The sequence below is a fragment of the Ensifer sesbaniae genome (assembly GCF_013283665.1).
Taxonomy (GTDB): domain Bacteria; phylum Pseudomonadota; class Alphaproteobacteria; order Rhizobiales; family Rhizobiaceae; genus Ensifer; species Ensifer sesbaniae.
Genome location: NZ_JABEKU010000001.1, coordinates 2,995,247 through 3,009,836, shown reverse-complemented (window position 1 = coordinate 3,009,836; position 14,590 = coordinate 2,995,247). Strand labels below are relative to the sequence as shown.

Sequence of the window (14,590 nt, the reverse complement as noted above, 5' to 3'; positions counted from 1 at the left end):
AGGCGACGACATGTCGCAACGCCCAGAACGCGCCCAGCCAGCCCCTTGAGTTTGCCGCTCAACAGCAAGCCCGGCCTCGAACCTCAAAGGATTGGTCCATGCTCACCCGGCATCGTCGCCAGGCCCTCTTGGCTTGCACGACAACTCTTGCAATTTCAGTCGCCACCGTCGCCTTCGCCCAGAGCGCGACTACCCAGGCAAAGCCGGAAGAGAAAAAGGCCGAGGAGACCAAGAAGGGCGAAACCTACCTGTCGCCGATCGTTGCCAAGGGCTCGCGCACCGCTGACCCCTATGCCAAGGCCGGCCCGGTCAGCGTCGTCACGTCCGACCAGATCGACCTGCAATCCGGTCTCGAGACCGACGACCTGCTGCGTGGCGTTCCCGGCACTTCGACCGCAAACAACCCGCAAAACCCGGGCGTCGCCGTGAACATCCGCGGCTTCGAAGGTTCCGGCCGTGTCAACATGATGATCGACGGTGTCCGCCAGAACTTCCGTTTCACCGGCCATGAAGCCCAGGGCTTTGCCTATTTCGATCCGGCATTCCTGTCCGAGATCGACGTGACCCGCGGCGCCGTCACCGGTGTCGGCGGTGGCGCGCTTGCCGGTGCGGTCAATTTCAAGACCTATGACGTCGAAGACCTGATCCAGGACGGCAAGAACTACGGTGGCATCGCTTCGGCCACCTACGGCAGCAACGAGGCCGGCTGGTCGGAGTCGCTGATCGGCGCCTACCGTTTCAACGACGTCTTCTCGGTGCTCGGCGGCATCAGCAAGGCCGACCCCGGCAACTACGACAACGGCAATGGCGTAAAGGTGCCCTTTACCGAGGAAGACCTGCTGTCGGGTCTGTTGAAATTCGAGGTGACTCCGGACAAGGACCACACGTTCAAGCTCACCGGCATCACCTATGACAACGACTTCTTTGCGAACTCCTACTTCCAGAACGTGAAGAATGAGACCGTTTCGGCGAGCTATTCCTACACGCCGGACAACGAGCTCATCGACTTCAAGGCCAATGCCTATTGGAACCGGCTGAGGATGAAGTACGACGCGAATATTACCGGCGGCGGCTCGGCTGCCGGCCGTCGCATCACCGACACCGGCAAGGGTTTCGATATCTCGAACACCTCGCTGTTCGATCTCGGCGATGTCTCGGTCAAGGCAAACTACGGCGTCGAATACTTCCGCGATGACTACGACGTCATCAACAGCGCGGCACGCCCGGCCGGCGGCGTCAACGGCAGCGGCACCAATGCCACGACCGGTGTCTTCAGCAACACCACCTTCACCTACGGCATCGTCGACCTGACGGCCGGCCTGCGTTGGGATCACTTCAGCCTGGATGGCTCCGGTGCCGTCTCGGCCGGCAACCCGATCGGCCTGCCGGCGGGTCCGTACACGGTCGACAAGTCCGATGGGCGTCTCAACCCAAGTGTCACGGTTGCCCTCAACCCGACCGACTGGTTCCAGCCCTATGTAACCTATGCCGAGACTTCGCGTTCGCCGACGGTCAACGAAACCTTTGCCGGCGGCTCCCACCCGGGCGGCTTTCAGATGTTCTTCCCCAACCCGTTCCTCGAGCCTGAACTCTCGAAGGGCTGGGAAATCGGTGCCAACTTCACTTTCGACGGTTTGCTGGATCCCAGTGACAGCCTGCGCCTGAAGGCCAATTATTTCCACAACCGCATCGACAATTACATTACCGCTGCTCTTCGCAATGGGGGTAGCCAGGTCTTCTTCGTCAACAATCCGGGCAAGTCGACCGTCCAGGGCTTCGAGCTTCAAGCGGCCTATGATGCCGGCTATGTCTTCGGTGATCTCGCCTATACCTACACCGAGAGCGATCTGCCTTCCCAGGTCAACGGTTTCGGCGTGCAGAGCTACCTGCCTGACAACATCATCAGCGCAACGCTCGGTGCGCGCTTCCTCGAAGACCAGCGCCTGACGGTCGGCACGCGGCTCTATGCCGTATCGAACGCCTTCGTCGGCGAGATCAACCGCACGCCGCCGAACGTTCCGGGCTACGGCCTCGTCGACCTCTTCGCGAACTACAAGTTCGAGAACGGTTTCGAGGTGACGGCGACGGTGACGAACCTCTTCGACAAGACCTACACGCCGTCGTCGAGCACGATTGCCGGCAGCACGATCGATACGGGCCGCGGCCGCACCTTCCTGGTGACGGCGAAGGCGAAGTTCTGATAGTATCGGATCAACTCCAGTCGGGCGGCTCGCAAGGGTCGCCTCTTTTTTTGCCGCAACCGCCGCAATTGCCGTCGCTTTCCCGCTTGCGCGTGGCATAAACCCACGCTAACACTTTCGCCCATGGAAAACGCACGCAACATTTCGATCTGGTGGTGGGCTCGCTGAAGCGGCCTTGACCAGTCATGCGTGATTGAGAGATGAAGCCGCCCGGAGATTTCGAGGCGGCTTTTTTCATGTTTGGGCCGCTCAAGGACCGGGCTTTTACGGAGCGAGGCGAATGGCAACGGTAATTCTCGAAGACGGAGCGGAGAGCTACACCACCAAAGGCGGCATCGTGGTGACGCGCAGGCGGCGCGAAGCTTCCTATGGCCAGGCGATTGCGAGCTATGTGGACAAGCTCGATGAACGCCGCGGCGCGGTGTTTTCCTCCAACTATGAATATCCCGGCCGCTACACCCGCTGGGACACGGCCGTCGTCGATCCGCCGCTCGGCATCTCCTCCTTCGGCCGTTCGCTCTGGATCGAGGCCTATAACGGCCGCGGCGAAGTGCTGCTGTCGATCATCGCCGAGCATCTGAAGACCGTTTCCGACGTCACGCTCGGCGCTTCGACCAGCCGTCGCCTGGATCTGACGATCAACGAACCGGATCGTGTCTTCACCGAGGAAGAGCGCTCGAAGATACCGACGGTGTTCAGCGTGCTTCGCGCCGTCACCAATCTCTTCCATTCGGCCGAGGATGCGAGCCTCGGCCTCTATGGTGCCTTCGGCTACGATCTCGCCTTCCAGTTCGATGCGATTGAGTTGAAGCTCAAGCGCCCGGACGACCAGCGCGACATGGTGCTGTTCCTGCCAGACGAAATTCTGGTCGTCGACCACTATGCCGCCAAGGCCTGGATCGACCGCTATGACTTCGCCAAGGATGGCCGCACCACCGAAGGCAAGGCGGACGAGATTGCGCCGGAACCGTTCCAGACGGTCGACACTATCCCGCCGCATGGCGACCATCGTCCCGGCGAATATGCCGAGCTCGTCGTCAAGGCGAAGGAGAGCTTCCGCCGCGGCGATCTCTTCGAAGTGGTGCCCGGCCAGAAATTCTATGAGCGCTGCGAGAGCAAGCCTTCGGAGATCTCCAACCGGCTGAAGGCGATCAATCCGTCGCCCTATTCCTTCTTCATCAACCTCGGAAACCAGGAATATCTCGTCGGCGCCTCGCCGGAAATGTTCGTGCGCGTTTCCGGTCGCCGCATCGAAACCTGCCCGATCTCCGGCACGATCAAGCGCGGTGACGACCCGATCGCCGACAGCGAACAGATCCTGAAGCTCTTGAACTCGAAGAAGGACGAATCCGAACTCACCATGTGCTCGGACGTCGACCGCAACGACAAGAGCCGTGTCTGCGTGCCGGGCTCCGTCAAGGTCATCGGCCGCCGCCAGATCGAGATGTATTCGCGCCTGATCCACACGGTCGATCATATCGAAGGACGCCTGCGCGACGACATGGACGCCTTCGACGGCTTCTTGAGCCATGCCTGGGCGGTGACGGTCACCGGTGCGCCGAAGCTCTGGGCGATGCGCTTCATCGAAAGCCATGAGAAGAGCCCGCGCGCATGGTATGGTGGCGCCATCGGCATGGTCGGCTTCAACGGTGACATGAACACGGGCCTGACGCTGCGTACGATCCGCATCAAGGACGGCATTGCCGAGGTGAGGGCAGGGGCGACGCTGCTCTACGATTCAAACCCGGAAGAAGAAGAAGCCGAAACCGAACTGAAGGCCTCCGCCATGATCGCTGCCATTCGTGACGCGAAATCCGCCAACAGCGCCAAGGCAAGCCGCGACGTTGCGGCGGTTGGCGCCGGCGTCAACATCCTGCTCGTCGATCACGAAGACAGCTTCGTTCACACGTTGGCGAATTATTTCCGCCAGACGGGTGCGACGGTCACGACGGTGCGCACGCCGGTGGCCGAAGAGATCTTCGATCGCGTCAAGCCGGACCTCGTGGTGCTTTCGCCTGGACCGGGCAATCCGAAAGACTTCGATTGCAAGGCGACGATCAAGAAGGCGCGGGCGCGCGACCTGCCGATCTTCGGCGTCTGCCTCGGCCTGCAGGCGCTGGCCGAAGCCTATGGCGGGGACCTGCGCCAGCTCGCGATCCCGATGCACGGCAAGCCGTCGCGCATCCGCGTGCTGGAACCCGGCATCGTCTTCTCCGGCCTCGGCAAGGAAGTGACCGTCGGCCGTTACCACTCGATCTTCGCCGATCCGTCGAGCCTGCCGCGTGATTTCATGATCACCGCCGAAAGCGAAGACGGCACGATCATGGGCATCGAGCACACGAAGGAACCGGTGGCCGCGGTGCAGTTCCATCCGGAATCGATCATGACGCTCGGTGGCGACGCCGGCATGCGGATGATCGAGAACGTCGTGGCGCACCTTGCCAAGCGCGCCAAGATCAAGGCCGCGTGACCGCGGGGCTTTCCGCTTTCAGGTGGAAGAAGGCGGAGACGACACCCAGCAAACCATCGGGGGCGCTGCCTCTGCGATAGAGGCGGCGCCTTTTCCTTGCGCCTACCGCGCCGCCTCCATCGCCGGCACGCTCTCGCAGCGATCGGCGAAGAGCCGCTCGCTCAGGAAGTCGACGAAGACGCGAACCTTCGGGGAAAGGTGGCGGTTCGACGGCCAGAGGATATGGAACTGGCCGGGGGCATCGAGATAGGCGTCGAGCACGGTGCGAAGCCTGCCTTCGCTGAGGGGACTGCGCGCCAGGAAATCCGGCATGCAGCCAATGCCGAGTCCACTGAGGACGGCGCCACGCAGAGCTTCCATGTTGTTGCAGTTGAGCACCGTCTTGATGTGCGGTTCGGGTCCGCCTGATGGCAGTTCGATCGGCCATTCCTGCAGCTTCCGGCTGTTGGGAAAGCGAAACCGGACCGCATGGTGTCCGTCGAGATCGCGCGGGCATTCGGGCGTACCATGCTCATCGAGATAGGCGGGGGCGGCGCAGAGCAGCAGCTGGAACGGTCGCAGCGCCCGGGTCATCAGCCGCGAATCCGGCAGGATGCCACTGCGGATGGCGACATCGATTTCCTCGTCGATCAGATCGACGATCCGATCGTTGAAATCGAGGTCGAGCTCGACTTCGGGGTAGCGCCGCACGAATTCCGGCAGCACCGGCAGCAGCAGATGGTAGCTGACGATCGGAACGCTGACGCGCAGCCGTCCGCGCGGCATGGCCACGGCCTGAGCCAATGAAGCCTCGGCGTCGTCGAGATCATCGAGGATGCGGCGGCAGCGCTCGTGAAAGAGGCGCCCCTCTTCGGTCAGCCTGATGCTGCGCGTCGAGCGCTGCAGCAGGCGGACGCCGAGTTCTCTTTCGAGATTGGTCACGGCCTTGCCGACCGCGGAGGCGGACAATCCGAGCACGCGCCCGGCGGCGACGAAGCTGCCGAGATCGGCGGCGCGCACGAAGGCGGTCAATCCGCTCAAGCGATCCATGGTCTCTCCATTCGAGCGTTTTCTTCCTGTCTGACCGGCGTGGTCGCCCGGTTTTTATCGGATTATGTCGAAACTATCCTGCGTCGGTCAACGATACTCATGCGATAGCGATCTTCAGCCGGAGGCTTCCACGAAGCCTGCATGGGTATCTTCCTTGCTTGAACGGATGGATGGCATGAGAGAAGAAATCCGAGATGCGCACGAACGCCGCTTCGTGCTTTTGGCCGTTTGCTGTGCGGCCGCGGCGATGCCGCTCACCTTCACCGGACCGGCCGTGGCGCTGCCGGCGATCAGCCGTAGCCTGGGTGTCGACCCGATTGCGCTCAACTGGGTCACCAATGCCTTCATGCTGACATTCGGCAGTTCGCTGATGGCGGCGGGGGCAATGGCCGACAGCTTCGGCCGCAAGCGCGTGTTCCTTGGCGGCCTTGCCGCCTTCCTGCTGTTTTCGATCTGCCTGGCCTTCGCGGGTGATATCGTCTGGTTCGATGCTCTGCGGGCGCTTCAGGGCATCGGGGCGGCTGCGGCGTTTTCCGGCGGCATGGCCTCGCTCGCCCAGCAGTTCGACGAAGGCGAGCGGGTCAGGGCCTTCAGCCTCGTCGGCGCCAGCTTCGGCGTCGGCCTTGCCTTTGGCCCGATCGCCTCCGGCCTCATGGTCGAGGTCTTCGGCTGGCCGGCGATCTTCGTGCTCGTCGTCGCACTGGCCGGCGTCTCGCTGGCGTTCGGCGCGGTGTTCCTGCGCGAAACGCGCGATCCGGACGCTGCCGGTCTCGACTGGAGGGGTGCCGCGCGCTTCACGGCCGCGCTGACGTGCCTCACCTTCGGGATCCTTCAGGGGCCGGAAAGCGGCTGGAGCCATCCCTTCGTGATCGCGATGCTCGCCGCAGCGGTGCTCTTCTTCTTGGCGTTCTGGCAGATCGAGCAGAGGGTAGCGCGGCCGATGCTGGATCTGACGCTCTTCCGTTACCCGCGCTTCGTTGGCGTGCAACTGCTCGCGGCGGCTCCGGCTTATGGCTTCGTCGTTTTGCTCATCCTGCTGCCAGTGCGCTTCATCGGGATCGAGGGCATGAGCGCGGTAGCCGGCGGGCGGATGATGATCGCCATGTCCGCACCCCTCTTGATCCTGCCGATCGTTGCCGGCCTCTTGACGCGCTGGTTCGCGCCGGCCGCGATCTGCGGGGCAGGATTGCTGCTCTCGGCGGCTGGCCTGTTCTGGCTGAGCCGGTTTCCGGTGGGTTCCGAGCCGGTCACGCTGCTCGCGCCTCTGCTGTTGATCGGCCTTGGCATCAGTCTGCCCTGGGGCCTGATGGACGGGCTTGCCGTCAGCGTCGTGCCGAAGGAGCGCGCCGGCATGGCGACCGGGATCTTCAGCACCACGCGCGTTGCCGGTGAGGGGGTGGCGCTGGCGGTGGTCACCGCGGTGCTTTCGGCCCTCACGGCCTCCAACCTGGGCGCAGAGGCCGGCAAAAATACCGTCTCGATGGCGCAGCGCATGGTAACAGGCAATGTGGCGGACGCGGCGCTGCTCTCGCCTCAGACATCGAATGCGGCCCTGCTGCAAGCCTATGGCGACGCATTCAGCACCTTGCTCTGGCTGTTGACCGGAGTGACCGTGCTGACGGCTGTCGTCGTGTTCCTTTTCGTCGGCCGCGGCGGAGAGGCTGTAAGCGGCGACGAAGGCGACGCCGATGCGATGCCCTTCGATACCGTGCCGCTCGGCGAAATCGGGTCGAGCCGAACCAATCTTTGACAAGCGGCGTTTAATCCCTCATATGGTCTCCAGCAACCGCCTGCGCGAAAATTCGCGCGGGCGGTTTTGCGTTTGAATGGGCTTGCGTTTGCAACTCGTTTGCATCTGCATGAGGAATGAGAATGACGACTGGAACCGAAAACCGTACCGTGCTCCGACTGGCCTTCTGGGGCATAGCACTCTCGCTCGCCGTGCTCGGCCTGAAGTTGCTCGCCTGGTGGCTGACCGGTTCGGTCGCGCTTCTGTCCGATGGGCTGGAGTCGACGGTCAACGTGATCGCGGCGGTGATCGCCTATGCGATGATCGGCTATGCGGCAAAGCCCGCCGATGCGGGGCATCCCTTCGGTCACCACAAGGCGGAGTATTTTTCGGCCGTCATCGAAGGCGTGCTGATCGTCGTCGCGGCACTGCTCATCGTCTGGGAGGCGGTGCCGGCGATCCTGTCGCCGGTGCTGCTCGAGGCGCCGGCGCTCGGGCTCGCGATCAACTTCGTCGCCGGCGTCATCAACGCCTTCTGGGCCTATGTGCTGATCCGCGCCGGCGCGCGCCATCGCTCTCCTGCGCTCAGCGCCGACGGCCACCATATCCTTTCCGATGTGGTGACCTCGGCCGGCGTGCTCGTCGGCCTTGTTCTCGCCATCGCCACCGGCTACGCGATCCTCGACCCGCTGCTGGCGGTGGTCGTTGCCTGCAACATCCTGTTCCAGGGCTGGAAGGTCATCTCCCGTTCGATCGACGGCTTGATGGACCGGGCGGTTTCGGGTGAAGAGGAAGAGGCGATCAAGCAGGCGATCGCGGCCAATGCCAAGGGATCGCTCGGCGTGCATGACCTCAAGACCCGCCAGGCTGGCCCTGCGATCTTCGTGGATTTCCACATGGTCGTGCCGGAGGCTATGCCGGTCGGCGAGGCGCATGATATCTGCGACAGGATTGAGGATGCGATCCGCGCGGTGCATCCGGGTGCCAGGATCGCGATCCATGTGGAGCCGGAAGGTGAAAAGGCGCACGGCGTGCGCGTCAAGACGACGTCGGCACGCCACTGAAAACACAAACGGCCATATTTCTCTTGAACCGCAAGAAGGTTTCCTTCTTAAGGCAGTTCTGATTTAAGGGCCGCAAACGAGGCGGGTCGGCGCGGTGCGAGCCAGAACCGATCACGCTGATGCGCAAATGTTCTCACGGAGCAACAAGCAAATGAGCAAGACCGACGTATCCGGCCTTTCGCAACTGGGCGCGAAGGTCGATCTACCGCAAAGCCCGGAAGAGGCGGTGCTGGAACGGGTGCCGAGCGGCAACCAGGGCAAGGACTATCTGGTGCGCTTCACCGCGCCGGAATTCACCTCGCTCTGCCCGATGACCGGCCAGCCGGATTTCGCTCATATCGTCATCGACTATGTGCCGGACGAGTGGTTGGTGGAATCGAAGTCGCTGAAGCTGTTCCTGCATTCCTTCCGCAACCACGGCGCTTTCCACGAGGATTGCACGATCGAGATCGCCAACCGGCTGGTTTCGCTGCTTTCGCCGCGCTGGCTTCGCATCGGCGCCTATTGGTATCCGCGCGGCGGCATCCCGATCGACGTCTTCTGGCAGACCGGCAAGCCGCCGGAAGGCTTGTGGCTGCCCGACCAGGGCGTGCCGACCTATCGCGGTCGCGGCTGAATCGAAAATGGCGGGCCTACAGCGCCGCGCGTCTTATCAGACGCGCAAGGGTCAGTGTAGGACTTTGATTGCTGCATGTCTTCGTCCTTAAATCGAGGTCGATTTAAGGAGACATGCAGTGGCCCGCCATTTGCCCTTCTCCGGGTGATCCAAGATCAGGCGAAGATCAGGGCGGCGCCGGCAAGGGCCGTGAGGCCGCCGAGGATGCGGGCCAGCAGGCCGTTGCCGGAAAGGTGCCGAAGCGCGACCCCGAGGCCGATGCCCGCCGCGTGAAGAGCCGCAGTGGCGGCGATGAAGCCGGCCGAGAAGGCAAGCGCGCCGGCGCTGCCGAGTTCGCCGCCATGCGCATGCCCATGGAAGAGGGCGAAGACGCCGACGATTGCTGCCGATGCAGCCGTGTCGAGACGCACGGCCATGGCGACGAGCAGGCCGAGCGCCACCACGGAAGCAAGAATTGCCGGCTCGACGAAGGGGAGTGTGACGCCGGCCACTGCCAGCACAAAGCCCGCCGTCATCATGGCGACGAAGGCCGTCGGCACGACCCACAAGGCGCGGCCGCCGATCTGGGCGGCCCAGAGGCCAACGGCGACCATGACCAGGATGTGGTCGACACCGAGAAGCGGATGGGAGAAGCCGGCGGCAAGCGAGCCGTGTTCGGCCGGATTGAGATGGGCGAAGGCGGGTGCGGCCGAAGCCGCCAGCGCCGCCGCAGCGATCAGGATGCGTCTGTTCATGCGTGTTCCCCGTGGATCGGCGGAGCCTGGGAGGACGGCCCCGTCCTGCGATTGTTTGACGCGGTTGATCCTATTCGTCTTTATGGACCTGTCTATACGGCATTTGGCGATAGCAGTTTTTACCATAAGCATAGTCCGCCCTGCCGCTATGTTGCCCCTTCCGTTTGTTGCATTGTTTTCGGGGCCGAGTCGCATTATCTGATTTTGACTGTGAATTCATGAGACGCCGGAGAAATACGGATGAACGACAACGACGACGAGGACGACAAGAAGATTGAATTGCCGCTCGGCAAGGAAACGGAGGCGAACCTTTTCAAGTCGCGTTCGATTTTCATCTACGGCACGATCAACCAGGAACTGGCGCAGAAGGTCTGCTCGCAGCTCGTGGCGCTTGCCGCGGCCAGCGACGAAGACATCCGCATCTTCGTCAATTCGCCGGGCGGCCATGTCGAGTCGGGTGACAGCATCCACGACATGATCAAGTTCGTGAAGCCGAAGGTCTGGACCATCGGCACCGGCTGGGTCGCTTCCGCCGGCGCACTGATCTATGTCGGCGCCGCGAAGGAACGCCGCATCTGCATGCCGAACACGCGCTTCCTGCTGCATCAACCGTCCGGCGGCACCCGCGGCATGGCTTCGGACATCGAGATCCAGGCCCGCGAAATCATCAAGATGAACGAGCGCCTGAACAAGATCTTCTCCGAAGCGACCGGCCAGCCGGTCGAGAAGATCGCCAAGGACACCGACCGCGACTACTGGCTCTCGGCTGAAGAAGCCAAGGCCTATGGTCTCGTGTCGCGCATCATCACGTCGGCTGCGGACATCTGAGTTCGCCTCAGTCGAATGGATATCGAGGGCACCGGCATCGCGCGGTGCCCTTTTTGTTTTGCTGCGGCCTTCGCGCATTGCGACGCTTGCTCCCGTCCGGCAAGCCGTGTATAGGCTTTGACCATGACCAAGGCAGACGCATATCGGATCGCCTCGATCCCCGCCGGACACGATGACAATCGTGCGCCGTTGCGCGCCTTCGCATCGCTTCTTCTTCTCGGCCTTACTCGCGGTTGCCGGGTTCGCTGAGGAGCGCCCGGCGGCCGAAAAGCCGCGCCGGCAGATGCTCCTCGAATCCATCAAGAGTTTTAGGAAAAAGGCGCGTTCGACGCGATGCTGTAACGCTTTAGGTCTGCTGCATGATTTTGTCCTTAAATCGCTTTCAGATTTAGGGAATTGTGCAGCAGCCATCGCAATCCGATCTCCGATCGGTTATGGCAAGGCGGCCAGGACGCTCAGTGATGAAGAGAAGCTGCAATGATCCAGAAATCGCACCCCGTTAAGATTGGCATGCCGGAAGCGGCGGTGAAGTATCAACCCTATCCGCAGATCGCGCTTGCCGACCGCACATGGCCGTCGAAGACGATCACCAAGGCGCCGATCTGGTGCTCGGTCGACCTGCGCGACGGCAACCAGTCGCTGATCGACCCGATGGGCCACGATCGCAAGGCCCGCATGTTCCAGCTGCTGCTGGACATGGGCTTCAAGGAAATCGAGATCGGCTTCCCCTCGGCGTCGCAGACCGACTTCGACTTCGCCCGCTGGTGCATCGAAGAGGGCAACGTTGCCGAGGACGTGTCGTTGCAGGTGCTGGTGCAGTGCCGACCCGAGCTGATCACCCGTACATTCGAAGCATTGGAAGGCGCCCACAAGCCGATCGTGCACTTCTACAATTCGACCAGCGAACTGCAGCGCCGTGTGGTCTTCGGCAAGGACGTCGCCGGCGTCAAGCAGATCGCCACCGATGCCGCCAAGATGATCACCGACATGGCGGCCAAGGCCGGCGGCGGCTACCGCTTCGAATATTCGCCGGAGAGCTTCACCGGTACCGAGCTCGAAGTGGCGCTGGAGATCTGCAACGCGGTCACCGAAATCGTCAAGCCGACACCCGACAACAAGCTGATCCTGAACCTGCCGTCGACCGTCGAGATGGCGACGCCGAACATCTATGCCGACCAGATCGAGTGGATGTGCCGCAACCTCGACAACCGCGAAAGCCTGATCATCTCGCTGCACCCGCATAACGACCGCGGTACCGGCATCGCAGCCACCGAGCTGGGTCTGATGGCCGGCGCGGACCGCGTCGAAGGCACGCTGTTCGGCAATGGCGAGCGGACCGGCAACGTCGATGTCGTCACGCTGGCGCTGAACATGTTCACGCAAGGCGTCGACCCGCAGCTCGACTGCTCCGATATCGAGCGCATCAAGGAAGTCTACGAGTACTCCAACCAGATGGTCATTCCGGAGCGTCATCCTTATGTCGGCGAACTGGTCTATACGGCCTTCTCCGGCTCGCATCAGGACGCGATCAACAAGGGCATGAAGGCGATCAAGACCGCCAACAAGCCGCTCTGGGAAGTGCCCTACCTGCCGATCGACCCGCGCGACGTCGGCCGGTCCTACGAGGCGATCATCCGCATCAACTCGCAGTCGGGCAAGGGCGGCATCGCCTACATCCTGCAGGAGGATTACGGCATCAACCTGCCACGCAACCTCCAGGTCGAGTTCCGCGAGGACATTCAGCGCATCACCGACGAGGAAGGCAAGGAGCTGCCCTCCAAGCGCATCTACGAACGCTTCATCGAGCGTTATGTCGAGCAGCCGGGCGCGCGCATCAAGTTCGTCGATCACCACACCTACCCGGTGGGCGAACACAAGGGCCTGCGCGTGGTCGCGGCCGAGATCACCGACAATGGCGAGGTCAAGCGCATCGAAGGCAAGGGCACCGGCCCGATCGACGGCTTCATCAATGCGCTGTCGATCTATCTCGGCATCGACCTCTCGGTCGCCGACTATTCCGAGCACTCGCTGCAGCACGGCTCCAACGCGGCGGCAATCGCCTATGTCGAGATGGAGCATCCGGGCGGAAAGCTGTTCGGTGCCGGCATCAACACCAACATCGTCGCCGCCTCGCTCGAAGCGATCGTATCGGCGGCAAACCGGGTCCTGGACATGAAGCGCGGCTGATCGGCGCGTCAGGCGAGCAAGCAATAGGCCGTACCGGCAAGCCGGTACGGCCTTTTCGTGCCATGAATTCGATTGTGACTTACGCCTTGAAAGGACGCCGCTTTTTCCAGAAACGGCTTCAGATCGTCGCAGCGGCCGCCTCGGCGATGTCCTGCATTCCCACATGGGCGGAAGGCCCGACGAGCACGAAGGAGGCGCCGCCCCTCTGCCAGGAGACCATGCCGAGATCGTCGCGGATGCTCTCGTCGAAATTGTCCGACTGCGGGCCGGTGGTGTTCTTGAGGAAGCAGATCGCGAAAATCTCGCCCTCGGCGCTGCGGTAGACGAGCTGTGCCACGGGTTTGCCGTTGGCCACCAGCAGGCGAGCGCCTTCGAAGGTCAGGCCCTTGCCGCCGAGCTGCGGAATCTTGAAGGGAACGCCGACGCTGGACGCAAGCCAGGTCTCGATCTTGGGGGCCTCGGAGGCGGGAACCTCGACGAGATGTTCCTTCTGGCGCGAATAAACGCGGTGATAGTCGGCGATATCATCCAGCCAGCCGCGCGCGGCGGCCACTTGGGCCGGTTCGCCCACATTGTTCGCCGCGCCGATGATGAAGCCGGCCGAACCGCCGAGCAGTACCAGCGCCACCGACGCAGCAAGCACGCGCGGCCAGATACGCACATTTCGGACGCTGGCGGCCGTCGCCGTCACGCGTTCGGTCTTGGGGCTGACACCGGGACCCTGCTTGATTTGTCGTACCAGGGCCAGCGGCACCGGATCGTGCAGAAAATCCTCAAAAGCCGTATCGCCGAACCTGCTGCCGGCCTTCAGCTTTTCGAACAAGGCCTTGGCGTCCTCGTCACGGGCGAGAAGCGCTTCGAGTTCAGTTCGTTCCGCTTCGCCGACCTCGCCGTCGATATAGGCGGACAGGCGAACTTCGAGTGCGTGACCCTTTGTCTGTTGCAACGGTCAGGCCCTCCTTTCGGTATTCTCGGAGATCAGGGCGGCAAGCCTGAGACGCGCGGTCGACAGCCTGCTCATGACGGTGCCGATGGGAATGCCAAGGATGTCGGCCGTCTCGCGATAGCTGTGGCCTTCGACGTTGACCAGCAGGAACACGCTCGCAAGCCCCTCGGGCATCGACAGGATCATTTTCTGCAACTGATTGGCGTAGACGGCCTTTTCGGCCGACGGCGCGATGCTGAGCTCGTCCTGGCCAAGCGCATCGACCGTGCCGCTGCCGGCGCGGACCTTGCGCTTGCGAATCTCGTCGACCCAGAGGTTGCGCGTCATCGCATAGATCCAGCTCTCCAGACGGCCTTCTCCGTTCCAGAGGTGGCTGCGCGTAATCGCGCGCTCGCAGGCTTCCTGAACGAGGTCGTCGGCATCGTTGGCATTGCGCGTCAGCGTCATCGCGAACCGACGCAATTTGGGCAGGAGGCTGACCAAGTCGCGTCTGAAGTCCTTCGTTTCTGCCGCTGGACGCATTGCTCTTCCAAGTGAAACGTGCCGGATCGTGCGTTTATTCGCGGTGCGGGGCACGAGCCGAATTGTATGAAACATTTGCCCCTTAGTCTGCAAGGGAAGTGCCGGAACGGAAAGCAAATTCTGCTGTTTCTTGGCCTCTTTTCCCAAAAAGCTTTTGCTTGCCGGCGGCCGTTAACCAAGGTCCTCGTTACCGTAAACTGCAGCGGCGCCCGGAGATCGCGTCAAAGTTCGGCCCGAATCTGGCCGGACCTCATGGCACAACTG

General features: G+C 62.5%; 13 protein-coding genes. 9 read left to right on the top strand and 4 right to left on the bottom strand.

Annotated elements, in window-relative coordinates; translation table 11 throughout:
* Positions 1–98: 98 nt before the first annotated feature.
* The 3 genes from BHMPCIPO_RS14670 (at position 99) to BHMPCIPO_RS14665 (ending at position 4,671) form a co-directional block, all read left to right on the top strand.
* Positions 99–2,201: a TonB-dependent receptor domain-containing protein gene (locus tag BHMPCIPO_RS14670; protein WP_173517430.1), complete on the top strand. Its 2,103-nt coding sequence runs from the start codon at positions 99–101 to the stop codon at positions 2,199–2,201.
* Positions 2,202–2,324: 123 nt separating this feature from the next.
* The gene (gene trpLE / locus BHMPCIPO_RS32580; protein ID WP_178385070.1) at positions 2,325–2,369 is read left to right on the top strand and encodes a trpE operon leader peptide TrpLE; all 45 of its coding nucleotides are present in this window, start codon (positions 2,325–2,327) and stop codon (positions 2,367–2,369) included.
* 112 nt (positions 2,370–2,481) lie between these two features.
* Positions 2,482–4,671, top strand: a complete 2,190-nt coding sequence (locus BHMPCIPO_RS14665; protein WP_173517429.1) for an anthranilate synthase — start codon at positions 2,482–2,484, stop codon at positions 4,669–4,671.
* 102 nt (positions 4,672–4,773) lie between these two features.
* Here BHMPCIPO_RS14665 and BHMPCIPO_RS14660 read toward each other — a convergent pair whose 3' ends face one another.
* On the bottom strand, positions 4,774–5,700 hold the full coding sequence (locus tag BHMPCIPO_RS14660) for a LysR family transcriptional regulator (RefSeq protein WP_173517428.1): 927 nt from the start codon (positions 5,698–5,700) through the stop codon (positions 4,774–4,776).
* A gap of 175 nt (positions 5,701–5,875) precedes the next feature.
* Here BHMPCIPO_RS14660 and BHMPCIPO_RS14655 point away from each other — a divergent pair, with 175 nt between their 5' ends.
* The 3 genes from BHMPCIPO_RS14655 (at position 5,876) to queF (ending at position 9,109) form a co-directional block, all read left to right on the top strand.
* Entirely contained in the window at positions 5,876–7,450 is a 1,575-nt protein-coding gene (locus BHMPCIPO_RS14655) for an MFS transporter (RefSeq protein ID WP_173517427.1), read from the top strand.
* Between the two features lie 116 nt (positions 7,451–7,566).
* Positions 7,567–8,493 carry a cation diffusion facilitator family transporter gene (locus BHMPCIPO_RS14650; protein ID WP_173517426.1) on the top strand — a complete coding sequence of 309 codons (927 nt, stop codon included), beginning with the start codon at positions 7,567–7,569 and terminating at the stop codon, positions 8,491–8,493.
* Positions 8,494–8,644: 151 nt separating this feature from the next.
* Entirely contained in the window at positions 8,645–9,109 is a 465-nt protein-coding gene (queF, locus tag BHMPCIPO_RS14645; RefSeq protein ID WP_173517425.1) for a preQ(1) synthase, read from the top strand.
* 155 nt (positions 9,110–9,264) lie between these two features.
* On the opposite strand, the gene BHMPCIPO_RS14640 is transcribed toward queF, so the two are convergent.
* Entirely contained in the window at positions 9,265–9,843 is a 579-nt protein-coding gene (locus BHMPCIPO_RS14640) for a HupE/UreJ family protein (protein WP_173517424.1), read from the bottom strand.
* Positions 9,844–10,083: 240 nt separating this feature from the next.
* Here BHMPCIPO_RS14640 and BHMPCIPO_RS14635 point away from each other — a divergent pair, with 240 nt between their 5' ends.
* From BHMPCIPO_RS14635 to leuA, 3 genes are all read left to right on the top strand, one after another.
* Complete coding sequence (locus tag BHMPCIPO_RS14635) at positions 10,084–10,671, top strand: ATP-dependent Clp protease proteolytic subunit (RefSeq protein ID WP_173517423.1); 588 nt, start codon at positions 10,084–10,086, stop codon at positions 10,669–10,671.
* A 172-nt stretch (positions 10,672–10,843) separates the two neighbouring features.
* Positions 10,844–11,152, top strand: coding sequence for a hypothetical protein (locus tag BHMPCIPO_RS14630; RefSeq protein ID WP_173514884.1), 309 nt, complete (start codon positions 10,844–10,846; stop codon positions 11,150–11,152).
* A complete protein-coding gene (leuA, locus tag BHMPCIPO_RS14625) occupies positions 11,149–12,858 on the top strand; it encodes a 2-isopropylmalate synthase (protein ID WP_173517422.1) in 1,710 nt (569 codons plus the stop codon). Before BHMPCIPO_RS14630 ends, leuA begins: the two co-directional genes overlap by 4 nt.
* A 118-nt stretch (positions 12,859–12,976) precedes the next feature.
* Here leuA and BHMPCIPO_RS14620 read toward each other — a convergent pair whose 3' ends face one another.
* The gene (locus BHMPCIPO_RS14620) at positions 12,977–13,804 is read right to left on the bottom strand and encodes an anti-sigma factor family protein (RefSeq protein ID WP_173517421.1); all 828 of its coding nucleotides are present in this window, start codon (positions 13,802–13,804) and stop codon (positions 12,977–12,979) included.
* A gap of 3 nt (positions 13,805–13,807) precedes the next feature.
* Complete coding sequence (locus BHMPCIPO_RS14615; RefSeq protein ID WP_173517420.1) at positions 13,808–14,326, bottom strand: RNA polymerase sigma factor; 519 nt, start codon at positions 14,324–14,326, stop codon at positions 13,808–13,810.
* Positions 14,327–14,590: the final 264 nt, after the last annotated feature.